This is a genomic window from Methylomicrobium lacus, from assembly GCF_041897535.1.
GTDB lineage: Bacteria > Pseudomonadota > Gammaproteobacteria > Methylococcales > Methylomonadaceae > Methylomicrobium > Methylomicrobium lacus_A.
Map to the genome: position 1 here is coordinate 4,230,087 of NZ_CP169217.1, position 26,931 is coordinate 4,257,017.

The following is a 26,931-nucleotide window of genomic DNA, read 5'->3' on the forward strand; positions in this document are numbered from 1 at the left end:
TGGCTTTGCAGCGTTGACTCCCGGCATTATGCCTTGAAGGCTATTCAGATAGATCCGGCATTGACATGAAAAGTATGTCCATGCTGGCGCAATAACGCATTGAAAAATTGGCTAAAGCTCAGTATGCCTTTTTGCCGTAATCAGCGTCCGGATGCTTCGGCCGGTTCAAGCTGAGGGAGAGCCCATGACCGCTTGCTTATCATGAAGGATAAGCCCTAGAAACCGCTTTATTTCCCAGCATTTTGATCGGAAGCGCAGATTGTATTTCCTGGGATGTAAAAAATGTGTAAAGAATAACGATACGATTACAAGGCATTGGGAGGCGGGGGCAGTAAAATTCCGGATGGGTTGCCAATTTTGCGCTGTGCGGTTCTTGAAAACGGAAATTCCGTCTCTACATCGGCGTTGACGCTGTGGGTAGCGTTCACTCTACCATACAATTTTTTTGATTCCTGATTTATCGAGGTACAGAAAAACATGAGTATTCGTCCATTACATGACCGTGTCGTCGTCAAGCGCCTGGAGAGCGAGACCACCTCGCCGGGTGGCATCGTGATTCCGGATCAGGCCAAGGAAAAACCGATCACGGCCGAAGTGATTGCAGTCGGCGGCGGCAAACCGTTAAACAACGGCAAGCTCAGAGCGATGAGCGTGAAGCCTGGCGACAAGGTATTGATAGGCAAGTATGCGGGCAGCGAGGTCAAGGTCGAGGGCGGCGAATATGTGGTGCTGCGCGAAGACGAGATTTTAGGTGTTCTGGAAGCTTAACGATAACAATTGCAGAAATCTGGAGGAAATGAAGTTATGGCAGCGAAAGAAGTCCACTTTGGTGATGAAGCCCGTCATCGCATGCTGGCCGGCGTGAATATTCTTGCGGACGCGGTCAAACAGACCCTGGGTCCGAAAGGCCGCAACGTGGTGATCGAAAGAAGCTTCGGCGCCCCGACCGTGACCAAGGACGGCGTCTCGGTCGCGAAAGAGATCGAGCTGAAAGGCAAGTTCGAAAACATGGGCGCGCAATTGGTCAAGGAAGTCTCGTCGAAGACCTCCGACGTCGCCGGCGATGGCACCACGACCGCGACCGTGCTGGCCCAGGCGATCGTGCGCGAAGGCCTGAAATCGGTGATCGCCGGTGCCAATCCGATGGACATCAAACGCGGTATCGACCAGGCGGTGACTGTTGCGGTCGAGGAATTGAAAAAACTTTCGAAACCCTGCATGACCAGCAAGGAAATTGCCCAGGTCGGCGCGATTTCCGCGAACGCCGACGAGGCGATCGGCCGGATCATCGCCGATGCGATGGACAAGGTCGGCAAGGAAGGAGTGATCACCGTCGAGGACGGCTCCGGCATGCAGAACGAACTTGATGTGGTCGAGGGCATGCAGTTCGACAGAGGCTATCTGTCACCGTATTTCGCGAATCAAAAGGATGCGATGAGCGCGGAACTCGAAAATCCCTACATCCTGCTGCACGACAAGAAGATCTCGAACATTCGCGAGATGCTGCCGCTCCTGGAAAAAGTCTCCAAGTCCGGCCGCTCGCTGTTGGTCGTCGCCGAAGACGTCGAAGGCGAGGCGCTGGCGACCCTGGTCGTGAACACCCTGCGCGGCATCCTGAAAGTCTGCGCGGTGAAGGCACCGGGTTTCGGCGATCGCCGTAAGGCGATGCTCGAAGACATGGCGATCCTGACCGGCGGCAAGGTGATCACCGAAGAGCTGGGTTTGAGCCTCGAAAAAGTTGAATTGACCGATCTCGGCACCGCGAAAAAAGTACAGGTCACGAAGGAGAACACGACCATCGTCGACGGCAGCGGCAGCCACGAAGACATCAAGGCCCGCGTCGAGCAGTTGCGCAAACAGATCGAGGAAACCACCTCCAGCTACGACAAGGAAAAACTGCAGGAGCGCGTCGCCAAGTTGTCCGGCGGTGTGGCCGTGATCAAGGTCGGTGCGGCGACCGAAGTCGAAATGAAGGAGAAAAAGGCCCGCGTCGAGGATGCGCTGCACGCGACCCGCGCTGCGGTTGAGGAAGGCATCGTGCCGGGCGGCGGCGTCGCCCTGGTCCGTGCCCTGGCGGCATTGAAAGATCTGAAAGGCGACAATGCCGACCGTAATGTCGGTATCGCGGTGCTGCGCCGCGCGATCGAGGAACCGTTGCGGCAGATCGTCGCGAATGCCGGCGAAGAGCCGTCGGTCGTGTTGGCGAAAGTACAGCAAGGCTCGGGCAGCTACGGCTACAACGCGGCGACCGGCGACTACGGCGATATGATCGAGTTGGGCATTCTCGACCCGACCAAAGTCACCCGCTGCGCCCTGCAAAACGCGGCCTCGATTGCCGGTCTGATGCTGACCACCGAAGCGATGGTGGCCGAATTGCCTAAGGACGAGAAGCCAGCGATGCCTGCCGGCGCGATCGATGAGTATTAATCGTTCCCTGTATCCCTCTGTATAACCACTCTCTAGCCCCGCGTTGCGGGGCTTTTTTTTACGCCGGGGTCAAGCCGCTTCGCTAGCGGGGGAAGGACCGCTTGAGGATTTATTTCAGATTGAACCAGATAGCCGGATCGAAATTACTCATGCTCTGTCTGATCAATATACGGATCCGATAAGACGCGGTGTCTAGTCTGCAGGCTCGATCACAAGTTCAGGAAGATGAATGATTCGCTTTCGAATAGCAGAAGAAAGGGTGTATTATCAGCACATTACCTAAATTTCTGAGACGCTGGAGGAAAGGAGGCGAATGGTTAAAGTCGAAATGATTGCGTTTTAAAGCCATAGTCAAATTGTTCTATTTTGTGGAGTTTAATAATGAGAAGAAGAAAACAACACGAACAAAAAACAGGAAGCTCTTTTAACTGCGGACCGAATTTAATTTTACGATCGGCCAGGCTGTCTTCTTGGTTCTTGCCTGCGCTGATGCTGGCCTTTGTCTTGCAGCAGCCGGCTTTCGCGCATCGCGGGGATCTGGATGATGTGGACCTGTGCAGGATCAAGATCGGTAACGAATGGATTCATTTTGCGGCTTATACGCCCACAATATCCGAAAATAAAAGCTACTGTAAATCGATCCCTAAGCTGGGCATGACCAACCTGGTTTTTGATTATGAAGGCAAACAATTACGCCATGTCAGCATCGAGTTTGAAGTGACCAAGGAACCGGAAGGAACGCGGGTTTATTACCGGCCGCCGAGCACAACCAAGACCGGCACGGTTGAAGGCAGCGTCGATTTCAACCAATTCGGCCCCGGCGATTATCAGGCCCATGTCACCCTCGTAGAGAATGACCAAAAAGTCGATACCCACATCCCTTTTTCGGTCGGCATCGAGGGCGACGAATCATATGACACACTCAAAAAAAACTTATTCACGATCGGAATCAGCGTCGTGATTTTGTATTTGTGTTACCGCTATGCGCGCGGCAAGGGTGATGAGCCTAAAAATGCCTGATCCGCGTTTTTGTGACACACCGTGATCTTAGTTGATAGGATCGGCGGAACCAATAAAAGAGGTGTCGCCTATCCTATCGTACGAATACATCTTATGGGCTTTGCGCGTAACATTAAGATCGGATGACGGGTCAGGTTTTCGAAATCGCGTGAAATTCTAGTTTTCTGTCATCGGTATATAGCATTTGTCCTTCTTAAGAGGTAGAGCAGATATGAACTCTCCCCTATATCCGGAAGAGTGGCCGGATCTCGACAAGGCACTCTACCTACGTTCGATCAAACTCTTCAGCGCCGTCAAAAACTTGCTCAGCGTCAAACTAGAACTGTATGCCGACACGAAAGTGCTGCAAGGCGATATTTTTCTATTCAATCATTTCTCCCGCTTCGAAACCTTTATCCCGCAGTTTCTGATTTACGAAAAAACCGGAACTTTCAGTTGCGCGATCGCCTCGGGCGAGTTCTTCAAGGAAAAGAATGTCCTGTCGAACTATCTGCAACATGTCGGCGTTTATCCGCACGACCATCCGCGTTTATTCGCGATGCTGGCGGGACAGATATTGCGTGGACGCAAAGTCATTATTTTTCCGGAAGGCGGGATGATCAAAGACCACCGTGTCATCGATAAGACAGGCGAATATAACATCTATTCGCGCATGACCGGACACCGGCGCAAACTGCATACCGGAGCCGCGGTGTTGGGGCAGGGCGTGGAAGCCATCAAAGTGGCTATACGCCATGCTTTTGATGAAGGTCGGCTTGAGCGTTTGCTGCACTGGCAGGAGCAGCTGCAATTCGACAATCTGAATGAGCTGTTGGCTGCTGCACACAAGCCGACGGTGATTGTGCCCGCCAACATTACGTTCTACCCGATCCGCGCTTCGGAAAACCTGTTGTTCAAAAGCGTCGAACAGATCGCGGGCGGTTTGAGCCTACGCCAATCGGAAGAATTGCTGATCGAAAGCAACATCCTCCTCAAAGACACCGATATGGATATCCGGATGGGAAAACCAGTTAACCCCTGCTGTGTCTGGGACTGGCGCACCCATTTCATCATGAATAAAGTGGCGCCCGACATTGAAAAATTAGACCATGTGTTTAAATTGAGAACGGATGCCAAAAACTGGAAGGAGCGGCTGCTGGAGCATTATTTCATCAAAAACGCGCAATGCGCGCGCGATCAATACATGAAAGAAATTTATGCCAATCTCACGGTGAACATCAGCCATCTGGCCTCCACTTTGATTATGAGTTTGATTGGCGCCAAACGGCGGCAAATTGATAAATGTCGGTTTTACCTGGTGCTCTATGTGGCGATCAAGCATCTGCAAAAAAACACCGATATTCATTTGCACCGCAGTCTGTTGAATCCGGACGACTATGGCGGTTTGCCGCACGGCGTCAGCACCCGTTTCGAACAATTTATTTGTTTTGCGAAGCAAGCGGAACTGATCGCCGAACGGGATGGCTGCTATCACTTTTTACCCAAACTCTGCGAGGACTACGATTTCGACAGGATAAGGCTGGAAAATCCGATCGCTGTCTACAACAACGAAGCCGCGCCGCTACGCACGGTGCGAGAAGCCTTGCTAGCGGCCGACGCAGAAAGTCGCGGTATTGATCCCTACCGTTTGGCCGCCTGGCATTTCGAAGACGAACAGTTGAGCCTGGCTTATGAACGGCAAACTTATGCAGATCATAGTAACGGAAACATGAAGCATCAGGAAACGGCTACTGCCGATCCGTCGCCATTTTTTATCCAGCCGAGTGAGCCCAACGGCTTCGGTATCTTATTGATCCACGGTCTCCTGGCCAGCCCCGCCGAATTGCGGGAATACGGCCGTTATCTGGCCGACCAGGGTTATATAGTACTGGGCATCCGGCTTAAAGGCCACGGCACCTCGCCCTATGCCCTTCGCGATGCCAGCTTCGAGCAGTGGTTCGAAAGCGTGCAAAAAGGCTTTAATATCCTAAAGGTTTATTGTTCCAAATTGTTCGTGATCGGCTTTTCGACCGGCGGGGCACTGGCGCTGAAACTGGCTGCGGAAAAGCCTGCCGAAATGATCGGACTGGTCTGTATATCGGTGTCGATAAAATTCGTCAATCCTGCTTTCATGCTGGTGCCGCTACTGTATAACGCCAATGCATTGGTGCGTTGGGTTTCCTCGTTCGAAGGCGTCAAGCCTTTTATCGAGCATGCGCCCGAACATCCCGACATCAACTACTGGAATATGCCGGTCAGGGCTTTATACGAACTGCGCCGCCTGATTCATCAATTGGAATCGTTGTTGCCCAGTATCGCAACGCCGACGCTGGTGATGTATGCGGATCAGGATCCGGTGGTGTCGCCGCAAAGCGCCGAAATCGTTTTTAATAAACTCGGCACTGCGCACAAGGAGTTGCGCCCGATAAAATCCGCTAAGCACGGCATCTTAATGGCGAATATCGGAAATAGCTGGGCCGTGATCGATGGCTTTTTAAGACAATATCGTCACAATCATGCCGACGAAGCGATGATGCCGCGATTTTAGCAACCGAATGTCATGGGCGGTTGATCAATTCGTAGGACAAACAGAGATGATGCCTGCACGGCAAAGCTCACACAGGCGCGCCTTCTCTCGGTGCGCGTTTAAACTTGCAGCAGAGGATTCAATTGATAGTTATTTGTGACGCCGTTGTTTCGTTCAAATAAGGCCTTTTAAAAATAGGCGCGGGTTCGCCGTTCAGCCTCGTCAATGCAGCCTCCAGTGCATGCCGGTCAAATGCAGGCAGCATCTGGCCATTGGCCTTTTCAATAAGCGTTAACGCCGCGGCGTAGCGCTGATCTTGCGTCATCGTTTCGCCTTCAAGGTCGGGATGCGCTTCGATGTAAAGCGTATCGTCAAGCCATCCGACCTTGATCGGTTGCTTGACGATATAGACCGGCGTTCCGACCGGCACCGATTGGTATAAGGCCTCGATATCTTCCGGATACATGCGGACGCAGCCATGCGTAATCTGCATGCCGATGCCGTAGATCTTGTCGATGTCGGTGCCGTGGATCAAATAGCCGCCGGGAATGTCGAGATGCATCATGTAGGCGCCGAGCGGGTTGTGAGGTCCCGGCGGCACCACCGCCGGCAAAGGATCGCCGTTCGCCGCGTGTTCGCGGCGGATCGATTCCGGCGGATGCCAGGCGGGGTCCTTGACTTTTCTGACAATACGGGTCTTGCCGAGCGGCGTTTTCCAGTCCTGCCGGCCGATGCCATGCGCATAAGAAATGACCTGAGGCGCTTTGCCTTTTTCAGCCGGCGGATAGTAATACATGCGGTATTCGGCGATATTCAGGGTGATGCCGTCGCGGGGCGTATCCGGTAGTATCCGCCGGTTAGCCAAACGGATGACTTCGTCCTTTTTGATATGCCAGCGATCGGTATCGGGATTCAAGCGCACGATTTCCGTTTGTCCCAGATTAAAGCGTCTGGCCACGTCGAGCAAGGTTTCGTTGTGTTCGGCGCGGGTCAACGAAAAACTGTCATCGAATTCGGTAATGACGCTATCGTTGCCGTTTGCCGGCAAATCATAAGTGCTTGCCCAGGCTTCACAATTCAGAAAGGATAACAAAGTCAAAAAGGCCAATGCGGCGGAAATTTTCATGAAGATGATTTTGGGACTCATGAATGAAAGCCGTTTCCGAGGGTTATCGAAAACTTCGACGGCGATATAAATCAGTATATACTAATGTTTAGATGGATGGAACGAAAACGAAGACAAAAGTACTGGCTTGTTGCAAAAATAAAGCCTGCCTCGACAGTTTTAAAACATCCCCGCAAAGGGCTTGACCGAAACCCATTCCCCAGCCTTTACGCTGCCTCTGTCATGCTCCAGGATGATGAAGGCATTTGCCCGACTCATCGAGCTTAACACCCCCGAACCCTGTTGGCCGGTGCTACGGACGCTCCATTCACCGTTTTGATCCTGCTCGATGATGCCGCGCTGCACTTCGGTGCGACCCGGTTTTTTGCGCAGGTCTTCCAGCGCGCGGGCCAGAAAGACCGGCGCAACTGGTTTGGTCTGCATGCCGAGCATTTTTTCGAGCGCCGGCAGGACCACGAAATAGAAGGTGACCAGCACCGCGACCGGATTGCCGGGCAGGCCGAAGAATACCGCATTGCCGATTTGGCCGAAGGCCAGGGGGCGACCGGGTTTGATCGCGACTTTCCAGAAGCCGATTTGCCCTGAGGCCTGCAAGGCGGTCTTGGTGTAATCGGCTTCGCCGGCCGAGACGCCGCCGCTCGAGATGATCGCGTCGGCGAATTGGCCGGCTTGTTCGAACGCCTGCCGCAGCGCCTCGGGCTTGTCTTCGACGATGCCGAGGTTGATCACTTCGATGTCGGGCCGATCGAGCGCGGCCAGCAGGCTGTAGCGGTTGCTGTCATAGAGCCCCGCGGTGCCCGGATGAGTTCCTATGCTGTAAATCTCGTCGCCGGTCGAGGCGATCGCGATCCTAAGCTTGCGGCTTACGTTGACCTCCGGGATGCCGAGCGAGGCGAGCAGGCCGATGTCGGGCGGCGTCAGCCATTTGCCGGGGTGCAGGATCGTCTGGCCCTGCCGGATGTCTTCGCCGGCTTGGCGCACGTTCTGGCCGGATTTATGGCGGCTGTCGATCACGACCGCATCGCCGCGGGCTTCGACCAGTTCCTGCATGATCACCGTGTCGAGTCCTTCCGGCATCATCGCGCCGGTCATGATACGCAGGCATTGGCCTGGCTTGATTGCACCGTTGAAGACTTCGCCGGCATAGGCCTTGCCGGCAATTTTTAAAGTCCGCGTGCCTTCTGCGGGCAAATCGCTTGAATGCACGGCGTAACCGTCCACCGCCGAATTGGTCTGCGCCGGCACATTGAAACCGGCGGTGACGGCTTCGGCCAGCGTGCGTCCGCGCGCTTTTTCGATAGCGAGGCGCTCGTAGCCGCCTGCGGCCGGTACGGCGGCAAGGATGCGGGCCAGCGCTTCGTCGAGCGGAATCAGGCCGGGTTCGTCGATGTCGTGGCAGGTCGGTTGGGTCGTGATCATTTGCGTGTGCTGGGCCCTGCGATCGGGATGCCGTTGCTCATGTAGCTTAAAAAATATTCGAGATTGCGCAGGATGGCGCTGTCTGCGGGCGGCGCTTCGGCCTTGATTTGGGCCAGACATTCGCGAAACCGCCGGTGCAGCGTGCCCATCTCGCCCCATTTCAAACGATAAGTCGGCCAGTTAGCGGTGTGGCCGAGCGAGGCGCTGAGGATTTCCGAACGGATGCGTTTGCCGGCATTTTGCACGTGGCAGGTCGCGCAGGCGAAATTCAGCTGGCCGTGACGCCGGTAATAAAAGTCCTTGCCCTGCCGATAGGCGGCCAGGGCGCGCGGGTCGTCTTCGGGGATGACGGTGGCTATCGCTTTGCCGCGCGAGGTGTAGGCCATGTAGGCTAAGAGTTGGGTGATCTCGCCCTTTTCGCCGTCCAGCGCCGGTTCATCGTTGCTTGCGCGGCAATCGTTCAAAGCCTTGGCGAGGGTGAGGACTTCGCCTTTGTCCTTATCCCAGGTGGGATAGCGATGCGCGATGCCGATGCCTTGGTCCGGAAAACAGTCGGCATAATGGCGGCCGGTTTTAGTAAAGGGCGTATTGAACAGTTTTTCGCCTTGTTCTATCGCCGCTTCGTAAGGCGGAAATTCTTCGATCGCGCGCCAGGATTCCTGCGCGACCGGGTCGATCGCATAGACGCCGCTGGCGTAGTCGCTCAATTGCAGCTGCGGGAAGAGTTGGCGGTAATGGTCCCTGAATTGTTGTTGGTCCTGCTGCGGGTTTGCCTGCACGGGGTGGGCAATGAACAACAAAGGTGCAAGATGCAAGACGCAAACTTTATTTGAGGACATGCTCTTCGCTGTCCCTGTTGCCGAGATTGTCGATCCATTCGATTTTGATCTTATCGCCCGGCTCGCCGCCTTTCAGCATGAACGCAAAATAAGGGTCTTTCGAAATGCTGGCGCCCATCTGGCAATGCACGATCGCTTTGCCGTTACGGCTCAATGTCAGTTCCTGGATGTGATGCGCCGGAATCAACTGGTTCGTCTTCGGGTCCTTGTTGCGGCCGGTTTCCATCGGATGGCTGATCAGCGTTCTGATCTGGGTCTTGCCGCCTTCGCGCTTGCTGCGGATTTTGATGCTCGACATCCTAGCCTCCGCAGCCGCCGATCGTGACTTTGACCAACTGCCTGGCGCTGTACAAACCGCTGCCGGTTTCCGCGACCACGATCACGTCGGAGGTTTCGGCCATTTTGATGCGCGCCGACACGAAAGGGTCGAGATCGGGCGAAAGCTCGAAACGCGCGGCCAGCGGCACTGGATTTTTCGCGACAAAGATCGAGATCGCGCGAACATCGCCGAGTCGGCTGCTGACCGTCAGCGGCACGACCGCGCCGTTCTCGGCGATCGTCGGTATCTTGAGCTCGATGTCTTTGCTGTCGGCGATTTTTTGCCCTTTGAACAAACGCGATAGAGAGTCATCCAGCTTGCCCGGGGTGAAGTTTTCGGCCCGCCATTGGGCCATGGCCTTCAGCGGCGCCAGCCAGCCCAGGGTTGACGCCAACGAATAGGCGCTGACAGCCAGCGATTTCTTGATGAAGGCTCGGCGGGTTTCGGTCATGGCAGACTCCAGAGATAATCGACAACCTGATCGATTTCGTCAGGGCTCAGGATATTGTTCTTGCCGAAAGGCGGCATGCTGGTTTCGGGATTGAAGCGCGTCGCATCGAAGATCTGCTCGCGAAGTCGTGGCTTGTCCTTGAAGCGGGTCTTGAGTGCGGCCAAAGGCGGGCCGATATTGCCGGGCGATTCGCCGTCGTCGATCGCATGGCAAGCCAGGCAGTTGCCCTTGTTACGGTCGAAAGCCAGTTTTTTGCCGGCGCCGATCCGATCTTCGGAGATTTCCGGAGCCGCGGCGCAGGCTGCCAGTAGTCCAAACAAAACCAGCAAATAAAGCTTCATCGGCGGTCGAACAGGCGTTGATAGGCCCGGGCCGAGGCTTCCGGTTCGCGGTCGAAAATACCGCCGATCACGGCCAGGAGATCGGCCCCGGCGGCGAGCAATTCGGCGCCGTTTTCCGGCAATATGCCGCCAATCGCGACGATCGGAATCGAAAGTGTCTGTTTGGCCTGCCGAAGCGTCTCGAGCCTCGCGGGGGCGGCAAGGGGTTTCGTGCCCGAAGGGAAAAAACGTCCGAAGGCCGCATAAGTGGCGCCGTGCGCCTGGGCTTCCAGGGCACGATCGAGCGAGTCGTAGCAGGAGATGCCGATGATCGCGGCCGCGCCGAGCTTCTTTCTGGCCTCGCGGATATGGCCGTCATCCTTGCCGAGATGCACGCCGTCGGCGCCGGCCTTTATGGCCAGGTCGAGATCGTCGTTGACCAGCAGCGGAACTTGATGGCGGTGGCAGACCTTAACCAGTTCGCGGGCCAGAGTGAGCGCATCGACGGGATTTTTGTCGCGGTATTGCACGACCGCGGCGCCGCCCCGGATCGCGGCTTCGACTTCGGCGATCACCATGTCCGGCGCTTTATGATCGGTTTGGGTGATCGCGTACAGTCCGCGCGCAGGGAATTTCATACCCCGGCCTCCATCCAGAACAGGCGGTCCGGATTGTGCTGGCCCTTGCCGGGCAGATAGCCGCCGTGCAGCGCGTTCCAGGTATATTCCTGCGCTTCGGCCACCGCCTGCACCGGCGTCAGGCCCTGCGCGATCAAGCCTGCGATGCTGGCCGCCAGGGTGCAGCCGGAGCCGTGATAGCTTGCGGGCAGCCGGTCCCAGTGGTAGGTTTCCAGGCAGCGCTGTTCATGATACAGCCGGTTGCTGACTGTCGGCGTGGTTTCGTGCGCGCCGGTGATCAGCACATAGCGGCAGCCCTTGTCGAGCAGGGCCAGGCCGCACCGGTCCAGATCGTCGAGCCCGGCCAGCTTGCGGGCTTCCTGGCTGTTCGGGGTCAGGACGGTCGTGCGGGGCAGCAAGAGATCGACGATCGCATCGAGCAATGGCCTGTCCGACATCGCCGCGCCGCCGCCGGCCGCGAGCACCGGGTCGAGCACGACCGGAACCTGCGGATGTTCCTGCAGTATCGTATGAATCGCTATGGCGGTTTCGTGATGGCCGATCAGGCCGATCTTGAAGGCCTTGACGTCGAGGTCCGCGAGCACCGTGTTCGCCTGGCTGATGATGTCTTCGGGACGCTGCGGCAGCAGTTTTTTGACATTGCGGGTGTCCTGCTCGGTCAGCGCGGTGATCACGCTGGCGGCATGGCAGCGGTGGCTGACCAGGGTTTCGATGTCGGCCTGCACGCCGGCCCCGCCGCTCGGGTCATGGCCGGAAAAGCAGAGGACGACAGGGCGGGTGATCGGCATGATGATGGATTGAAGGTAAAAACGGAATGGCCTATTTTAACCCGAAAAATCTTATCAAGTGAGGATTCGTGGCATAACGCTCGCGCGCAACAAATCGGTTAAGTTATACTTGCCCGACGATTAATGCACGCGCACGGCATGCCCTGCGGCGCGTGCAGGGTATCTGACTCCTACTTGCGACTTAAAATAACCAACCCTCATGCTGGACGACATCAAAAGGACGTTGTGGGCCGCGGCCGACAAGCTGCGCGCCAATATGGACGCCGCCGTATACAAACACCTTGTGCTGGGCCTGATCTTCGTCAAATACGTTTCCGACACCTTCGCCGCCCGCCGCGCCGAACTGGAGCGCAAATTCGCCGACCCGAACGACGATTACTATCTGGACGACGCCGAACTGATCCCGGACTAACTCGAAGACCGCGACTACTACAGGGAAGTCAACGTCTTCTGGGTGCCCGAGGATGCGCGCTGGGAAGCCTTGCGCGCTAGCGCCAAGCAGGCGGACATCGGCAGGCGCATCGACGACGCCCTGGCTTCGATCGAAAACGAAAACCCCAAGCTGAAAGGCATCCTCGACAAACGCTACGCCCGCGCGCAATTGCCTGACGGCAAGCTCGGCGAACTGGTCGACCTGATCTCGACGATCGGCTTCGGCGAGGACGCCGGCCAGGCGTGCGACGTGCTCGGCCAGGTGTACGAATATTTCCTCGGCCAGTTCGCCAGCGCGGAGGGCAAGAAGGGAGGGCAGTTCTATACGCCGGCCTCCATCGTCAAGACCCTGGTCGCGGTGCTCGCCCCGCACGACGGCAAGGTTTACGACCCCTGCTGCGGCTCCGGCGGCATGTTCGTGCAGTCGGAAAAATTCATCGAGGCGCACGGCGGCAGGCTCGGCGACGTGTCGATCTACGGCCAGGAATCCAACCCGACCACCTGGCGCCTGGCGGCGATGAACCTCGCGCTACGCGGCATCGACTTCAACCTGGGCCGCGAACCCGCCGACACCTTCACCCGCAACCAGCACCCGGACCTGCGCGCCGACTACATATTGGCGAATCCGCCGTTCAACATCAGCGACTGGTGGCACGGCAGCCTGGAGGGCGACCCGCGTTGGGTTTACGGCACGCCTACGCAAGGCAACGCCAACTACGCCTGGCTGCAGCACATGCTCTACCACCTGAAACCGAACGGCCGAGCCGGCATCGTGCTCGCGAACGGCTCGATGAGTTCCAGCCAGAACAGCGAAGGCGACATCCGCCGCGCGATGGTCGAGGCCGGCGTGGTCGAAGTGATGATTGCGTTGCCCGGCCAGTTGTTCTTCAACACCCAGATTCCGGCCTGTTTGTGGTTTCTCCGCAAGCCTCCCTCGCCCTTGGGGAGAGGGAATGAGGGTGAGGGTAAAACCCGCCAAGGCGAAGTACTGTTCATCGATGCGCGCAAACTCGGCCGTATGATCAGCCGGGTGCAGGCCGAATTGACCGACGAAGTGATCGAACGCATCGCAGGCACCGTCGCCGCCTGGCGCGGTGAAAATCTCCCCTCTCCCTCCGGGAGAGGGGCCGGGGGTGAGGGAACCGGGAGTGAAGCCGTACAGCCACACAGCAAACCGTCCTTACCCGAAGACCTGCTCGCCTTCGCCCGCCAACTACGCCAACAAAGCACCGACGCCGAACAATGGCTGTGGCAAGCTCTGCGCGATCGCCGCATGGCGGGCATGAAATTTCGCCGCCAGCATCCAATCAATCCTTATGTGTTGGATTTTTACTGCCATGAGCTGAAATTAGCCATAGAACTGGATGGCGGCCAGCACAACAGCGATCCGGGCCGCGCCCGCGATCGGCAACGCAGCCGCTTTTTGGAACAACAGGGCATCCGGATTTTGCGGTTCTGGAACAACCAGGTTTTTCAGGAAGCGGAATCCGTGTTGGAGGCGATTTTTAGGGCGGTCACTGTGAATCGGCCCTCACCCCTAACCCCTCTCCCGGAGGGAGAGGGGAACAAGGCCACATCACTCCCTCGCTCTCCGGGTGAAGGGAGTTTGGAGACACTATCGCCTTCTGTTCCTCTGGGGGAGCGCCGGGGCGAGGGGCATATTTACCAGGACATCCCTGGCTTTTGCCGCAGCGTCAAGCTTGCTGAAATCGCCGAACACGGCCATGTGCTGACGCCCGGTCGTTATGTCGGCGCGGAAGCCGTCGAGGACGATGAGGAAGCCTTTGCCGACAAAATGCAGAAACTGACCGAAAAGCTGGGCGAGCAGATGGCGAAAGGCGCGGAACTGGATCAGCTGATTCGGCAGAAGCTGGGAGGGTTGGGGTATGAGTTCTGAGTGGACAGAAGTTGAGGTTGGGGATGTATGCTCAGTTGGAGATGGTGCGCACAGCAAAGTAAGCCGACAGACTTCTGGCGTGCCATATTTGACATCAAAGAATATAGGACGCGGGCAACTAAAGCTTGAGTCTTTTGATTATATTTCCCACAATGACTTTGAAAGACTCTTTCCGTCCAATAGTAAGGCAACTAGAAGACCCCAAGCTGGCGATATTCTGATAGGAATCATCGGTACTTTCGGTAATGCTTACGTTTACAAGAAGTCTGACATTTTTGGCTTTTCAAGCTCTATAGGTGTATTGCGTCCTGATAAGACTAAAATTTTGTCGGATTATCTGTACTACATAATTACGAGCCAAAAATTCCGGGCCGCACATGAGAACTGCGATGGTGGCTCGGTACAAGGTTATACCAACATTCCGACTATCAAAAAACTAAAGCTGCCATTACCGCCTATTGGGGACCAAAAAAAATTGCGGATCTACTTTCTACCTTAGACGACCGCATCGCCCTGCTGCGCGAAACTAACGCCACGCTCGAAGCGATCGCCCAGGCGCTGTTCAAATCGTGGTTTGTCGATTTTGACCCCGTGCGTGCGAAGGCCTCGCTCCCCTCTCCCTGTGGGAGAGGGAGCAGTCCTTCCACCCGAAATCGCCGCACTGTTTCCCGACAGCTTCGAGGAATCGGAACGGGGTTTGGTGCCGAAGGGATGGCGAGTTAGAGCGTTGGAAAATTGCTGCGTACGAGTAGAAAGTGGAGGCACACCAAAGCGAACAGTACCGGAATATTGGAACGGTAATATTTCATGGCTGACATCGGGAGAGGTTAGAAATCCGATTGTCTTTGATACCAAGGAAAAAAATCACTGAACTTGGGGTGAAGGAAAGCTCAGCGAAAATATGGCCCGAAGGTACAACTATAGTTGCAATGTATGGCGCAACAGCAGGGGAAGTATGCCTAATAGCACAACCGACTACTGCAAACCAAGCGTGTTGTGGACTAATTCCCAAAACAAGCTTTAGATCCTTTCTGTTTTTTTGTGTCCGACGGGAGCGAGATAGCCTTGCATCCAAATCATCAGGATCGGCCCAACAAAACTTAAACAAAGGCCTAGTTTCTGGACATCAAATCCTCATTCCTGCTGAAAATATTATCGAGGCATATGAAACTGTTGTTGACACTCTTTTAAATAGCTGGATAGAAAACGAAAAACATGTCCAAACCCTCGCCACCCTCCGCGATACGCTGCTCCCTCGCCTAATCTCCGGCCAACTGCGTTTAGATCCTTTCTGTTTTTTTGTGTCCGACGGGAGCGAGATAGCCTTGCATCCAAATCATCAGGATCGGCCCAACAAAACTTAAACAAAGGCCTAGTTTCTGGACATCAAATCCTCATTCCTGCTGAAAATATTATCGAGGCATATGAAACTGTTGTTGACACTCTTTTAAATAGCTGGATAGAAAACGAAAAACATGTCCAAACCCTCGCCACCCTCCGCGATACGCTGCTCCCTCGCCTAATCTCCGGCCAACTGCGCCTGCCGGATGACAATACCAGTCATGAATGAGTTTTCCTCCCGCCTTGATGGCTATCGAAAACCACTTTTCTATACACATCAAAACTGACGTGCATAAAAAAACGTATTTTCTATACACGCCGATGTTATGATGTTTAAAAAATGGCAATTTCTATACATGTCATAGCCAGGAAGACAACCGATGCATTCCCTCATCCCGCTTGAGCGACTGGACGCCGCGCGCTTCGAGTCGCCTGAGATCCTCAAAAAACTGGCGATCAGCAGTCGCCGACTGGCTGAGCTGAAAGGCATCGCGGGATCCATCCCGAATCAAGCCATTCTGATCAATACACTGGGTTTGCAGGAGGCTAAGGACAGCTCGGAAATTGAAAACATCGTCACGACGCATGATGAGTTGTTTAAGGACGATGTACTGCCCGAGGCGTTCGCGAATCCGGCGGCAAAAGAAGTGTTGCGTTACCGGCAGGCCTTGCGCGTGGGTTTTGAACAGGTCAAACGCAGCGGGCTGCTGACCGCGAACCATATCATCGAGATTCAGGCCGAGCTGGAGCGCAATAATGCAGGCTTTCGCAAGCTGCCGGGCACGGCGTTGAAGGACGGCGTCGGCCAGACCGTTTACACGCCGCCGCAGGAGCCGGACGAGATCGTCGCCTTGATGCGCGACCTGGAGCGCTTCATCAATGATGCAGAGCTGTTTGCGGTGGACCCGTTGATCAAGATGGCGCTGATTCATCACCAGTTTGAGAGCATTCACCCGTTTTACGATGGCAATGGGCGTACCGGCCGTATTGTGAATGTGCTGTATCTGGTGAAGGAGGGTTTGCTGGATATTCCGGTGCTGTATCTGAGCAGCCATATTGTGCGCACCAAGGCCGACTACTACCGTTTGCTGCAAACCGTGCGCGTGGACGATGACTGGGAGGCGTGGGTGCTGTACATGCTGGACGCCGTAGAGCAGACCTCCGTGCAGGCTATCGCCACCATTCAGGCGATCAAGGCGGTGCTGCTCGATTACAAGCACCGCATCCGTGCCGGCTACAAGTTTTATAGCCAGGACTTGATCAATAATCTGTTTATGCATCCCTATACCAAAATAGAGTTTGTGCAACGTGATTTGCAGGTGTCGCGCATTACCGCAACCAAATATCTGGATGCGCTGGCGGAGGGCGGCTTTGTGCGGAAACAAAAAATGGGACGAGGCAACTATTATGTCAACGTTGCACTGAATTCGATTTTGATGGGCAATGCAGGGTAACAAGCATGACCGAAGACCAACTGGAACAAGAAGCACTGGCATGGTTGACTGAAGTCGGCTACCAGCCGTTGTATGGGCCGGCGATTGCCCCGGATGGCGAGGCTTCCGAGCGTGCCGACTACCGGCAGGTGGTGTTGCAGGACCGGTTGCGGGCGGCGGTGGACAGGCTGAATCCGTCGATTCCGGCGGCGGCGCGGGACGATGCGCTTCGGCAGGTGATGGATTTGGGCATTCCGTCCCTGATGGCCGCCAATCGCCGTTTTCATCAGTTGCTGGTCAATGGTGTTCCCGTAGAGTATCAAAAAGACGGTGAAACGCGCGGGGATTTTGTGCGATTGATCGATTGGTTACCCTCATCCCCGGCCCTTCTCCCAGAGGGAGAAGGGAGTAATGAATGGCTGGCGGTGAATCAGTTTGCGATCAAGGGGCCGAAACACAGCCGCCGGCCGGATGTGATTCTGTTCGTGAACGGTTTGCCGCTGGTGTTGATCGAGCTGAAAAACCCGGCCGACGAAAACGCCGACATCTGGAAGGCGTTCGATCAGCTTCAGACCTACAAAGAGCAAATCCCGGACGTGTTCCAGTACAACGAAGTGCTGGTAATTTCGGATGGTAGCGAGGCGCGGCTGGGTTCTTTATCTAGCGATGCCGAACGCTTTATGCAATGGCGCACGATCGACGGCAAGGCGCTGGACCCGCTCGGCCAGTTCAACGAACTGGAAGCCTTGATTCGTGGCTTGTTGAATCCGGTCACATTGCTGGATTATCTGCGTTATTTCGTCTTGTTCGAGGACGACGGCGCCGTGGTCAAAAAAGTCGCCGGCTACCACCAGTTTCATGCGGTGCGGACAGCCATCGAACAGGTCGTGACCGCATCGAGGCCGGACGGCAGCCACAAGGGCGGCGTGGTCTGGCATACCCAGGGCAGCGGCAAGAGCATCACGATGACCTGTTTCGCCGCGCGGGTGATGCAGGCGGCGGCGATGGAGAATCCGACCATCGTGGTGATCACCGACCGCAACGATCTGGACGGGCAATTGTTCGGCGTGTTTTCCTTGGCCCAGGATTTGCTCCGCGAGCAGCCGGTGCAGGCCGAAAGCCGGCAGGACCTCCGCGCCAAGCTGGCCAATTGGCCTTCCGGCGGCATCATCTTCACGACGATTCAAAAATTCATGCCCGGCATGGATGAAGACAGTTTTCCGATGCTGTCCGACCGCCATAACATCGTGGTGATCGCCGACGAGGCGCATCGCACGCAGTACGGTTTTGAAGCCAAGTTGAAACTGAACCCTCACCCCAACCCCTCTCCCAATGGGAGAGGGGCTTATCTCTCCCTTCTCCCACCGGGAGAAGGGCCGGGGATGAGGGCGGACGGGGCAGCGACATCCGCTATTCAGGAAGCCTCACCCGGCTATCAAAGCCGTTATCAGGTCGGCTATGCCCAGCATCTGCGCGACGCACTGCCGAATGCGACCTTCGTCACCTTCACCGGGACGCCGGTAGCGCTGGAAGACCGTGACACCCGCGCGGTGTTCGGCGAGTACATCCACATCTACGACATGCAGCAGGCCAAGGAGGACGGCGCGACGGTCGCGATTTACTTCGAGTCTCGGCTGGCGAAACTGGCCTTAAAGCCGGAGGAATTGCCGCACATCGATGAGGAAGTGGACGAACTGGCCGAGGACGAGGAGGAAGATCAGCAGGCCAAATTGAAAAGCCGCTGGGCGGCGCTGGAAAAAGTGGTCGGCGCCGAACCGCGCATCGCACGTGTCGCGGCCGATCTGGCGGCGCATTTTGAAGAGCGCAACAAGGCGCAGAGCGGGAAGGCGATGATCGTCGCGATGAGCCGGGAAATCTGCGTGCATCTGTACAACGAAATCGTCAGACTGAACCCGGACTGGCACGACGACGATCCGGAAAAAGGCGCGATCAAGATCGTGATGACCGGCTCGGCCAGCGACAAGGCGCTGCTGCGGCCGCACATCTACAGCAATCAAGTCAAAAAACGGCTGGAGAAGCGCTTCAAGGACCCGAACGACCCGTTGCGCCTGGTGATCGTGCGCGACATGTGGCTGACCGGCTTCGACGCGCCGTGCGTGCATACGCTGTACGTCGACAAGCCGATGAAGGGTCACAGTCTGATGCAGGCGATCGCCCGCGTCAACCGGGTGTTCAAGGACAAACAGGGCGGGCTGGTGGTCGATTACATCGGCATCGCGAACGAGCTGAAAAACGCGCTGAAGGATTACACCGCGAGCAACGGCCGCGGCCGGCCGACGGTGAATGCGGCCGAAGCCTATGCGGTGCTGGAAGAGAAGCTGGATATTCTGCGCGGGCTGCTGCACGGCTACGATGTCAGCGACTTTTTGATCGTCGGCCATAAGCGCCTGGCCGGGGCCGCCAACCATGTATTGGGCCTGAAAGACGGCAAGAAGCGCTTCGCCGATACCGCGCTGGCGATGAGCAAGGCTTTTAGTTTGTGCTGCACGCTTGATGAAGCCAAGACGGTGCGCGAGGAAGTGGCGTTTTTTCAGGCGATCAAGGTCATCCTGACCAAACGCGACATCAGCCAACAGAAGCGCACCGACGAAGCCCGCGAACTGGCGATCCGTCAGATCATCAATTCGGCGGTGGTGTCGGAAGACGTGGTGGACATCTTCGAGGCAGTAGGCCTCGACAAACCGAACATCGGCATCCTAGACGACGCCTTTCTGCCGATGTGCGCAATCTGCCCGAACGCAACCTGGCGGTCGAGTTATTGGAGCGCTTGCTCGAAGGCGAAATCAAGTCGCGATTCGCCGGCAACGTGGTGCAGGAGAAGAAGTTTTCCGAACTGCTGGCCAACGTGATCAAACGCTACCAAAACCGTGCGATCGAGACCGCCCAGGCCATCGAGGAACTGATCGCGATGGCAAAGAAATTCCGCGAAGCCGCGGGGCGCGGCGAGTCGCTGGGTTTAACTGAAGATGAAGTCCGCTTCTACGATGCGCTGGCCGACAACGAATCGGCGGTGCGGGAACTGTCCGACGAAACCTTGAAGAAAATCGCGCACGAACTGACCGAAAATCTGCGCCAGAACATTACGGTGGACTGGTCGCAGCGGGAAAGTGTCAGGGCCAAGTTACGCCTGATGGTCAAACGGATCCTGCGGAAATACAAATATCCGCCCGATCAGCAGGAATCGGCCATCGAATTGGTGTTGCAGCAGGCGCAGGCGCTGGGCGAGGCTTGGGCTTAAAAAACAGTAATAGAGAGCGCCTCAAAGGCGGCCCGGAATGACGCATTTCTCTGCAAGCTCTGACGCCAAATAGCAACTGATTTTTGGTGTAGAATCGGAGATCTTTAAGCCGATTTTTAAAGGGATCTAAGCCTAAAGTCCAATAGCCGCGAGTTTAGAATCTCGGTAGATTGTCCTAAGTTATTTTTAAGATGGTGTGGGCGGAGCAATCCAAGCTGCATGACGAAAATAACCGCGGCATGGCTCGGCAGGCAGCGCCGGTATTCTCAACGAAGCCCGCCGAAAGAGTGTGAACCGGCGGCGAAAAGGTGAGACCGGAGGAAAATGCGGTTATGCAATCGACGGCAATAGGTCAGCCAGGTTAGGGTCGATTGCATAGCCAGCCAAGGAGAGCCCGGGATTATGACTCGCATGATCAACCCTCAGAGGAAAGCCTGCGAAAAGGACCCGGATCAGAAGACGAGTGAAGCATCGGCAAATGAGCGCTTTCACGCCAAATCAATCTTGCAAATTCAAACCCTTTTCTTCAACCAACACTCAGAGAGATAAAACAATGATCCTGAAACATGTTGCCCTTCTTGTGTGGATATATTGGTCTGTTAGCGCCTGCGCCGCGCCGCTGCCGAAAAGCAGCGCCGATACCGCGACCGCCGGGAACGGCCCGTTGGAGACCTTCCGTCAAGGCTGCAAAGCCGAACTGTATACCTATTGCAAGGATGTCACGCCGGGCGATGACCGGTTGCTCGCGTGCATTTATGCCCACGGCGACAAAATTTCCGCGCGCTGCGAATATGCACTGTACGACTCGGCGGCGCAACTCGACCGGGCCGTGGCGGCGCTTGCATACACCGTCAACGAGTGTGACGACGACATCGAAAAATACTGTCCCTCCGTCGAAGTCGGGGAAGGGCGGTTGCTGGCTTGCCTGGAGCAGCATGATGAAAAAGTCAGCGGACGCTGCCGGCAGGCGTTAAAGGATGTGCAATTGAAAAAATAATAAGGAAAAAAACATGTTAAATAAAAATCGGTTGGCAATTTTATTGATCAGTTTGCTGGTTCTTGTCGGCTGTCAAGGCGGTGGCGGTGTCGGTGTCGGTGGCATTGGCGGTTCAGCCATGTCAGGGACTGCCGCGGAGATCGATCGTGACGTCGATTATGCGTTACAGGATCTCTATGAGAGTACCCCCGCCGCCAGGTCGCTGGCAAAGAAGGCGAAAGGCATTCTGGTCTTTCCTCGCATCGTCAAAGCGGGCTTCATGGTGGGCGCGCAATACGGCCGGGGCGGCGCTTTACGGGTCAGGGGCCGTACCACCGGCTACTACAACAGCGTTTCGGCATCGTATGGCATGCAAGCCGGCGTGCAGGCCTTCGGTTACGCGCTGTTTTTCATGAACGACGAGGCATTGAATTATCTGGAACGGAGCGAAGGCTGGGAAATCGGCATGGGGCCAAGCATCGTCGTCGTCGATGCGGGCATGGCCAAAACGCTGACGACCACGACCGCGAAGGACAATGTCTACGCATTTATCTTCGGCCAGAAAGGATTAATGGCTGGACTGGGTTTGCAGGGTTCCAAAATTTCCCGCATTTATCCGGAATAGCTGATGCAGCAAAGCGAGCAAATGAGGCTTTCGACGATTTCAAAGACCCCGCTTAACGACATAAATATTTTATAAGGTATTCTGATGAAAACACGTTTTAAACCCATAAATATGGTTTCTGCGCTCTTGCTGGCGGCTTTGCCCTTATCGGGTTTTGCGCAAAATCTGATGGTTTATCCTGCCCGGGGACAAACGCCGGACCAGCAATCTAAAGACCGTTATGAATGTCACACCTGGGCAGTTCAGCAGAGCGGTTTTGATCCGAGCAGCGGCGCTGCCCCGTCGCAGCCAAGTACACAACAAGGCAGCCTTGGCCGGGAGACACTGAGAGGAGGAGCGCGGGGCGCGGCTGCGGGAGCTGCGATCGGCGCGATTGCGGGCGATGCGGGTACAGGCGCGGCAATAGGAGCGGTTGCAGGGGGGATGAAACGGCGCTTCGCTCAAAAAGATGCAAACCAGGCAGCTTCGTCAGTCGCAGCCAACGACGGGGCGAATAATTATAACCGTGCTTTGGGCGCCTGCCTGACAGGCCGCGGTTATACCGTGCAATAAATGGATGATGCATGAGAAATCAAATGAAATCATCTCAAAAATTACCCCACGAGCCAGTATCTGCCTGGTGGGGGCTGATTTGTCTTTATGCCGAGTTGTTAAGCGGATGCTCGACAGTCCAGACAGAAACGAACAAACTCAAATCCATGGTGGTCGAGCCCGCGCCAGATGCCGGCTTTATTGAGCGGCCGGAATTGCAATCCAAACGGGCTGATTTACCGTTTCAGAAGGTTTGGGTTAAAGCCGGCTTTGACGCCAGCCACTATAAAGAGTTGGTGGTTGCGCCAGTCAATACCCGATACATGCTTGAAATGGATTGGCTTCATCAATTGAGTTCGGCTAATTTGTTAAGTGATGCCAAAAAAGATATAGAAGAGATTGGCGTGTACTTTCACGACCAAGTTGTAAAAGAATTTAAGGAAGACCCTAACCAGCGGTTTCGTGTGATCGAATACCCAAGCGAGCACAAACAACCCGCCTTACGTCTTGAACTGGCATTGATTGAAATCAATCCCTCGCAACCCGCTCTGCATGCAGCCGGTTGGCTGACACCCGGTGGTGGCACGGCGGCGGGGTTTGTTAATAAGCGTAGAGCCGCGTTCGAAGGCCGGCTGCGTGATCTGCAAACCGCCGAAGTCGTGGCGACTTTCGCGGACCGTGATATGCAGGATGCCGGCCCCATCGATTTGACCCGCTTAAGCTGGTATGGACCGGCCAAAGGCATTATGGAACGCTGGGCGAAGCAGTTTGTCGAGATTGCCAATAAAAAACCGGGAGAGGTTGTTGGCGACCCGGCTCCGTTTACCGTAAGGCCTTTCTAAACCCTCTATCCATCGTTCCAGGGTAATGTCATGCTGAAGTCATGCATCGTCGAAACGCTGGGTGAGAAGTCTTTACTTCTCCCGCATTACCTGGGCGAGGCGCTCAAGGCCAACGCCAGGGCGAAATATCTGTTCGCATTATTGCAGGCGGCCAAAGCCCATGCCGAGCATCCGCATCGCCTGCCAGCCGATCTGCGCGGCGAACGCCAAGCCGCACAGATCAACGATGCCACGCTGGATGGCGTCGTTGCCGGCAGTCGACGGCTTGAGAAGGGGCTGTACAAGGTGCCGCAAAGCGTCCGCATCCATGCCGACCTGTTTGCCGCAGTCGCCGAGATGATCAGGCCGTTGCGGGTCAAGGACGAAAATAATAAGGCTTCGACCTTCGATGATCGCCTCTCGTCGCTGGACCTATCGCTAGCGGCACCGAAAGAAGACCTTGTAAGCAGCGAGTACATCACCGGTATGACCGCTGCTCGGCCGGGGCAGAGCGACACCCTGCACCAACTGGTGATGGACTTGCACAAGGCATTGAATCGTCTGCAATCCGACATTTCGGTTGGCAACATCGACGGCGCCGCCGTTTACGGACTGGGTGACGGCGACGAGCCACGGGTTGCGGCCTTCATGCGAGGCCTGAACACTACGGCACCGCTGAAATTCGATCACCCGGGACTTGGCACGACGGCGACGCGGCGAGGACAGACGCTCGTGATTCAGAACGACATCGGCACGACCGATGCGCATGTGCTGATCATAGAGGCCGAGGTACTCACGACGACGCTGCGCTATACCGATATCCACCGCAAACGGGCGCGCTTCTTCCAGAATTTGTTCAAGGCCTTCGACGTGCGCTGGGAAAACACCCTGGAAAAACATAATGATGCGCTAACAGAAGGCAGCGATTTTTATCTTTGCACGGGGCGGCATCTGGCGCGTGATACCCAAGAGCAGGAGCGCTATTTGGCTTTTTTGGGTTCGCGCATCGTGTTTTTGATTGACTGGAACCGGGCACGCAAGCGCCTGAGTAATTTTGTCGGCACCAAGGAAGCCATCGACATCCTGCATTGGGCCGCCAACAACAATCTGGGGCATCGCGGCTTCCTTCAGGCCGGCGGCGAGGCGCTGATCTTCGCTGCGATTGAGCAAGCCGGGCGCGGCCTGATCCGCTATGGGCAACAACTCGACGAGGTCCTGGGGAACGAGGCGACCTGTGAGTTCCTGCGTTTCGTGTTGCGCACCGCCGCCGAGAGCAGCCTCGCCAACCGTTCGCTACGGCTGATCCAGGACGAAGTCAAGGCAGAACTGCTCAAGCTGTTCCAGTCCGCCGAGCTGACAGCGATTGCGCTGGCCTGCGACCATGCGGCGCTGATTGCCGAAATTGCCGCATTGGTGCGAGACGGCCTGATACGGCTGGCCGCCGGCGCCGGCACTGCCGGTGAGCAAGATGCGCACCGCGCCAAGATCTGGGAGAGCCGAGCCGACAAGCTGCTGATTAGGCTGCGTGAATTGGGGCAGGCGACGCCGGGCGCGATTGCCTACCGTAACATTACCGAGGAGGCCGACGACGGCGCCGATAGCCTGGAGGAGGCCGCTTTCCTGCTGGGACTGGCCGGGGGGGTGGAGTTGCCGGCACAGGTGATACAGCCGCTGCAGCGACTTGCCACCGCGGGGCTGATGGCCGCCCAGGAATATGTGAAGACCGTCGAGTGTGCGGCCTGGTTACAGCACAGCGCCACGCGCGAGGACGTCAATGATTTTCTGGAGGCCGTCGATCGCACGGTCGAATTCGAGCATGAAACGGACACATGCGAGCGCGAAGTCACGGCTGAGTTGATGCGGTCCGGCGGCGACGGCCGCTCGCTGCGACTTTACGGCGATCTGGCCGGTCTGATCGAAGAGAGTGCGGATGCGCTCAGAAGTTCGGCGCTGATGTTACGCGACCATGTTCTCGGCGAGGTACTGGCGCTGTGAATAAGGTGATCAATCCGCAGGCTGTATCCGAAGACATGGTGGTCTATATCGATCCTGCGTCCGAGGACGTCGCGGCCTTCAGCCCCGAACGCATCGGCTTCAAGGCCCACAATCTATGGCGTATGGCCCGTGCCGGCCTCCCTGTGCCGCCGGCCTTCGTCGTGACCACGGAAGCCTGTCGGGCTTTCCACGACGCAGGCGGCCGCTTGCCCGATGGTTTGGACACGCTGATCGGTGCGCAGTTACGTCGCCTGGAGAGTGCGACGGGCCGGAACTTTAATGGATCGCGGCGTCCCCTCATTGTCTCGGTTCGCTCCGGTGCTCCGGTGTCGATGCCGGGGATGCTGGAGACCGTGCTCGATGTGGGTCTCAATGATGTGACCGTGCGCGCGCTGACCCGCCAGCTCGGCAATCCTCGCCTCGCATGGGACAGCTACCGGCGCTTCGTCGAGAGCTTTGCACACATCGCCCAAGGCCTAGAGCTTTCCCCTTTTGCGCGCCTGGCTCATGCGATCTGCCTGCGAGAGGGGGCGGCTTCGACACGCGAACTCGACGCGCTGGCTCTGCGCGAGCTCTTGCAACAGTCTCAGGATACCTACCATGCGCTGACCGGAAGCCGCGTTCCTCAGGATCCCAACGAGCAGTTGCTCGCCGCCATCGCGGCGGTATTTCGCTCCTGGAATAGCCCGAAGGCACGAGAATATCGACGGCTCAGAAACTTTGATGAAAACCTCGGTACCACGGCAACCGTGCAGGTGATGGTGTTTGGCAATGCCGGCGGTGCTTCCGGTTCGGGCGTCGGCTTTACGCGCAATCCCTCGACCGGTGCGAACGAACTCTACGTCGATTTCCTGGCGAATGCCCAAGGCGAGGACGTGGTATCGGGCCGGTACAGCCTCAGTGGCGCAGCCCAGATCGATGCGATGCTGCCGGCCGTTGGCGTCGCCTTACGCGACACCGCACACCGTCTCGAGCGTCTCTTCGGTGATATGCAGGAATTCGAGTTTACGGTCGAGGAAGGCGATTTGAAGCTACTGCAGACACGGACGGGTCAGCGCACGCGTTGGGCCGCCTGTCAAATCGCCGTCGACCTGATTGCAGAAGGCCTTACTGACTTCGATACCGCGCTAGGGCGTGTTCAGGATATTAAATTTGATAAGGTAATGAGACTTCGCGTGGCACCGGATGCGGGCCAGTCGGCTGTGGCGAGGGCAACGCCCGCTAGTTTAGGCGTCGCGACGGGGGCTATTGCGCTCGACTGCGAGGCCGCCAAACGGATGACGACTGCTGGCCAGCCCTGTCTTTTGATACGCGGTGATACCTCTACCGACGACATTGCAGGTCTTGCCGTCTGCGCTGGCGTCTTGACGGCTGCAGGCGGGCGTACTGCACACGCCGCCGTGGTAGCAAGGCAGCTCGACAAAGTCTGCCTGGTCGACTGCCGAACCCTTGAGATCGACATGGAGAACAGACGTATTCGCTTTGGAAACCGCGACTTCGAGGAGGGCGACATACTGACTCTCGACGGTGAGACCGGTGATGTGTATTCCGGAAAAGTCGCTGTTCGACGCGAAAAGCCAACTGCCGCTATTGAGGTCATTCGGCGCTGGCAGAACAGCAAGACTTGCTAAAGGCAGGATAGCGATTTTGCACGTCCGCAGGCAATCGAATAGCGATAGCCTCGGCAGCGCCAAATCTTTGACATAGATGATGAATATCGAGTGAAAAATTATGTCAAAAAGGTATAAGCTTCATAAACAACTCTCGC

At 56.4% G+C, this 26,931-nt stretch carries 22 protein-coding genes and 2 pseudogenes; 16 read left to right on the forward strand and 8 right to left on the reverse strand.

Annotated elements, in window-relative coordinates; all coding sequences use genetic code 11:
- Positions 1–477: 477 nt before the first annotated feature.
- The 4 genes from ACEPPP_RS18960 (at position 478) to ACEPPP_RS18975 (ending at position 5,974) form a co-directional block, all read left to right on the forward strand.
- The gene (locus tag ACEPPP_RS18960) at positions 478–768 is read left to right on the forward strand and encodes a co-chaperone GroES (RefSeq protein ID WP_374088916.1); all 291 of its coding nucleotides are present in this window, start codon (positions 478–480) and stop codon (positions 766–768) included.
- Positions 769–804: 36 nt separating this feature from the next.
- Positions 805–2,427: a chaperonin GroEL gene (gene groL / locus ACEPPP_RS18965; RefSeq protein ID WP_374088917.1), complete on the forward strand. Its 1,623-nt coding sequence runs from the start codon at positions 805–807 to the stop codon at positions 2,425–2,427.
- Positions 2,428–2,916: 489 nt separating this feature from the next.
- A complete protein-coding gene (locus ACEPPP_RS18970; protein ID WP_374088918.1) occupies positions 2,917–3,447 on the forward strand; it encodes a hypothetical protein in 531 nt (176 codons plus the stop codon).
- A gap of 211 nt (positions 3,448–3,658) precedes the next feature.
- Positions 3,659–5,974, forward strand: coding sequence for an alpha/beta fold hydrolase (locus ACEPPP_RS18975; RefSeq protein WP_374088919.1), 2,316 nt, complete (start codon positions 3,659–3,661; stop codon positions 5,972–5,974).
- A 118-nt stretch (positions 5,975–6,092) separates the two neighbouring features.
- Here the strand turns inward: ACEPPP_RS18975 and ACEPPP_RS18980 are convergent, their stop codons facing one another.
- The 8 genes from ACEPPP_RS18980 to ACEPPP_RS19015 form a co-directional block, all read right to left on the reverse strand.
- Positions 6,093–7,100, reverse strand: a complete 1,008-nt coding sequence (locus ACEPPP_RS18980) for a L,D-transpeptidase family protein (protein ID WP_374088920.1) — start codon at positions 7,098–7,100, stop codon at positions 6,093–6,095.
- A 138-nt stretch (positions 7,101–7,238) separates the two neighbouring features.
- The gene (gene glp, locus ACEPPP_RS18985; RefSeq protein WP_374088921.1) at positions 7,239–8,498 is read right to left on the reverse strand and encodes a gephyrin-like molybdotransferase Glp; all 1,260 of its coding nucleotides are present in this window, start codon (positions 8,496–8,498) and stop codon (positions 7,239–7,241) included.
- The gene (gene soxA, locus ACEPPP_RS18990) at positions 8,495–9,337 is read right to left on the reverse strand and encodes a sulfur oxidation c-type cytochrome SoxA (protein WP_374088922.1); all 843 of its coding nucleotides are present in this window, start codon (positions 9,335–9,337) and stop codon (positions 8,495–8,497) included. Before soxA ends, glp begins: the two co-directional genes overlap by 4 nt.
- The gene (gene soxZ / locus ACEPPP_RS18995; protein ID WP_374088923.1) at positions 9,324–9,635 is read right to left on the reverse strand and encodes a thiosulfate oxidation carrier complex protein SoxZ; all 312 of its coding nucleotides are present in this window, start codon (positions 9,633–9,635) and stop codon (positions 9,324–9,326) included. The genes soxA and soxZ overlap by 14 nt, the downstream gene beginning before the upstream one ends.
- Before the next feature lies 1 nt (position 9,636).
- On the reverse strand, positions 9,637–10,107 hold the full coding sequence (soxY, locus tag ACEPPP_RS19000) for a thiosulfate oxidation carrier protein SoxY (RefSeq protein WP_374088924.1): 471 nt from the start codon (positions 10,105–10,107) through the stop codon (positions 9,637–9,639).
- Positions 10,104–10,448: a sulfur oxidation c-type cytochrome SoxX gene (gene soxX / locus ACEPPP_RS19005; RefSeq protein ID WP_374088925.1), complete on the reverse strand. Its 345-nt coding sequence runs from the start codon at positions 10,446–10,448 to the stop codon at positions 10,104–10,106. Before soxX ends, soxY begins: the two co-directional genes overlap by 4 nt.
- On the reverse strand, positions 10,445–11,065 hold the full coding sequence (gene thiE, locus ACEPPP_RS19010) for a thiamine phosphate synthase (RefSeq protein WP_374088926.1): 621 nt from the start codon (positions 11,063–11,065) through the stop codon (positions 10,445–10,447). Before thiE ends, soxX begins: the two co-directional genes overlap by 4 nt.
- Entirely contained in the window at positions 11,062–11,853 is a 792-nt protein-coding gene (locus ACEPPP_RS19015) for a hydroxymethylpyrimidine/phosphomethylpyrimidine kinase (protein WP_374088927.1), read from the reverse strand. The genes thiE and ACEPPP_RS19015 overlap by 4 nt, the downstream gene beginning before the upstream one ends.
- 256 nt (positions 11,854–12,109) lie before the next feature.
- Here ACEPPP_RS19015 and ACEPPP_RS19020 point away from each other — a divergent pair.
- The 12 genes and pseudogenes from ACEPPP_RS19020 to ACEPPP_RS19075 all read left to right on the forward strand — a co-directional run.
- A pseudogene (locus ACEPPP_RS19020) lies at positions 12,110–13,327 on the forward strand (N-6 DNA methylase); the annotation flags it as partial.
- Positions 13,304–14,182, forward strand: a complete 879-nt coding sequence (locus tag ACEPPP_RS19025) for a DUF559 domain-containing protein (RefSeq protein WP_374090952.1) — start codon at positions 13,304–13,306, stop codon at positions 14,180–14,182. The pseudogene ACEPPP_RS19020 and the gene ACEPPP_RS19025, both read left to right, overlap by 24 nt.
- Positions 14,172–14,681, forward strand: a complete 510-nt coding sequence (locus ACEPPP_RS19030; protein WP_374088928.1) for a restriction endonuclease subunit S — start codon at positions 14,172–14,174, stop codon at positions 14,679–14,681. The genes ACEPPP_RS19025 and ACEPPP_RS19030 overlap by 11 nt, the downstream gene beginning before the upstream one ends.
- Before the next feature lie 340 nt (positions 14,682–15,021).
- Positions 15,022–15,546 (forward strand): restriction endonuclease subunit S, encoded by a 525-nt coding sequence (locus ACEPPP_RS19035; RefSeq protein ID WP_374088929.1) that lies wholly within the window; start codon positions 15,022–15,024, stop codon positions 15,544–15,546.
- 357 nt (positions 15,547–15,903) lie between these two features.
- On the forward strand, positions 15,904–16,977 hold the full coding sequence (locus ACEPPP_RS19040) for a Fic family protein (RefSeq protein WP_374088930.1): 1,074 nt from the start codon (positions 15,904–15,906) through the stop codon (positions 16,975–16,977).
- 5 nt (positions 16,978–16,982) lie between these two features.
- Positions 16,983–20,215: pseudogene (locus tag ACEPPP_RS19045) on the forward strand (type I restriction endonuclease subunit R).
- Positions 20,216–20,693: 478 nt separating this feature from the next.
- A complete protein-coding gene (locus ACEPPP_RS19050; RefSeq protein ID WP_374088931.1) occupies positions 20,694–21,212 on the forward strand; it encodes a cysteine rich repeat-containing protein in 519 nt (172 codons plus the stop codon).
- A 13-nt stretch (positions 21,213–21,225) separates the two neighbouring features.
- Positions 21,226–21,816, forward strand: a complete 591-nt coding sequence (locus ACEPPP_RS19055; RefSeq protein WP_374088932.1) for a YSC84-related protein — start codon at positions 21,226–21,228, stop codon at positions 21,814–21,816.
- A gap of 84 nt (positions 21,817–21,900) precedes the next feature.
- Complete coding sequence (locus ACEPPP_RS19060; protein ID WP_374088933.1) at positions 21,901–22,368, forward strand: glycine zipper family protein; 468 nt, start codon at positions 21,901–21,903, stop codon at positions 22,366–22,368.
- 23 nt (positions 22,369–22,391) lie between these two features.
- Entirely contained in the window at positions 22,392–23,189 is a 798-nt protein-coding gene (locus ACEPPP_RS19065; RefSeq protein ID WP_374088934.1) for a DUF3313 family protein, read from the forward strand.
- Positions 23,190–23,219: 30 nt separating this feature from the next.
- Positions 23,220–25,163: a hypothetical protein gene (locus ACEPPP_RS19070; RefSeq protein WP_374088935.1), complete on the forward strand. Its 1,944-nt coding sequence runs from the start codon at positions 23,220–23,222 to the stop codon at positions 25,161–25,163.
- Complete coding sequence (locus tag ACEPPP_RS19075) at positions 25,160–26,794, forward strand: PEP/pyruvate-binding domain-containing protein (protein WP_374088936.1); 1,635 nt, start codon at positions 25,160–25,162, stop codon at positions 26,792–26,794. The genes ACEPPP_RS19070 and ACEPPP_RS19075 overlap by 4 nt, the downstream gene beginning before the upstream one ends.
- Positions 26,795–26,931: the final 137 nt, after the last annotated feature.

Coding starts and splice junctions, on each gene's coding strand:
- ACEPPP_RS18960 (WP_374088916.1), top strand. CDS start 478: ATGAGTATTCGTCCATTACATGACCGTGTCGTCGTCAAGCGCCTGGAG.
- groL (WP_374088917.1), top strand. CDS start 805: ATGGCAGCGAAAGAAGTCCACTTTGGTGATGAAGCCCGTCATCGCATG.
- ACEPPP_RS18970 (WP_374088918.1), top strand. CDS start 2,917: ATGCTGGCCTTTGTCTTGCAGCAGCCGGCTTTCGCGCATCGCGGGGAT.
- ACEPPP_RS18975 (WP_374088919.1), top strand. CDS start 3,659: ATGAACTCTCCCCTATATCCGGAAGAGTGGCCGGATCTCGACAAGGCA.
- ACEPPP_RS18980 (WP_374088920.1), bottom strand. CDS start 7,100: ATGAGTCCCAAAATCATCTTCATGAAAATTTCCGCCGCATTGGCCTTT.
- glp (WP_374088921.1), bottom strand. CDS start 8,498: ATGATCACGACCCAACCGACCTGCCACGACATCGACGAACCCGGCCTG.
- soxA (WP_374088922.1), bottom strand. CDS start 9,337: ATGTCCTCAAATAAAGTTTGCGTCTTGCATCTTGCACCTTTGTTGTTC.
- soxZ (WP_374088923.1), bottom strand. CDS start 9,635: ATGTCGAGCATCAAAATCCGCAGCAAGCGCGAAGGCGGCAAGACCCAG.
- soxY (WP_374088924.1), bottom strand. CDS start 10,107: ATGACCGAAACCCGCCGAGCCTTCATCAAGAAATCGCTGGCTGTCAGC.
- soxX (WP_374088925.1), bottom strand. CDS start 10,448: ATGAAGCTTTATTTGCTGGTTTTGTTTGGACTACTGGCAGCCTGCGCC.
- thiE (WP_374088926.1), bottom strand. CDS start 11,065: ATGAAATTCCCTGCGCGCGGACTGTACGCGATCACCCAAACCGATCAT.
- ACEPPP_RS19015 (WP_374088927.1), bottom strand. CDS start 11,853: ATGCCGATCACCCGCCCTGTCGTCCTCTGCTTTTCCGGCCATGACCCG.
- ACEPPP_RS19025 (WP_374090952.1), top strand. CDS start 13,304: ATGATCAGCCGGGTGCAGGCCGAATTGACCGACGAAGTGATCGAACGC.
- ACEPPP_RS19030 (WP_374088928.1), top strand. CDS start 14,172: ATGAGTTCTGAGTGGACAGAAGTTGAGGTTGGGGATGTATGCTCAGTT.
- ACEPPP_RS19040 (WP_374088930.1), top strand. CDS start 15,904: ATGCATTCCCTCATCCCGCTTGAGCGACTGGACGCCGCGCGCTTCGAG.
- ACEPPP_RS19050 (WP_374088931.1), top strand. CDS start 20,694: ATGAGCGCTTTCACGCCAAATCAATCTTGCAAATTCAAACCCTTTTCT.
- ACEPPP_RS19055 (WP_374088932.1), top strand. CDS start 21,226: ATGTTAAATAAAAATCGGTTGGCAATTTTATTGATCAGTTTGCTGGTT.
- ACEPPP_RS19060 (WP_374088933.1), top strand. CDS start 21,901: ATGAAAACACGTTTTAAACCCATAAATATGGTTTCTGCGCTCTTGCTG.
- ACEPPP_RS19065 (WP_374088934.1), top strand. CDS start 22,392: ATGAAATCATCTCAAAAATTACCCCACGAGCCAGTATCTGCCTGGTGG.
- ACEPPP_RS19070 (WP_374088935.1), top strand. CDS start 23,220: ATGCTGAAGTCATGCATCGTCGAAACGCTGGGTGAGAAGTCTTTACTT.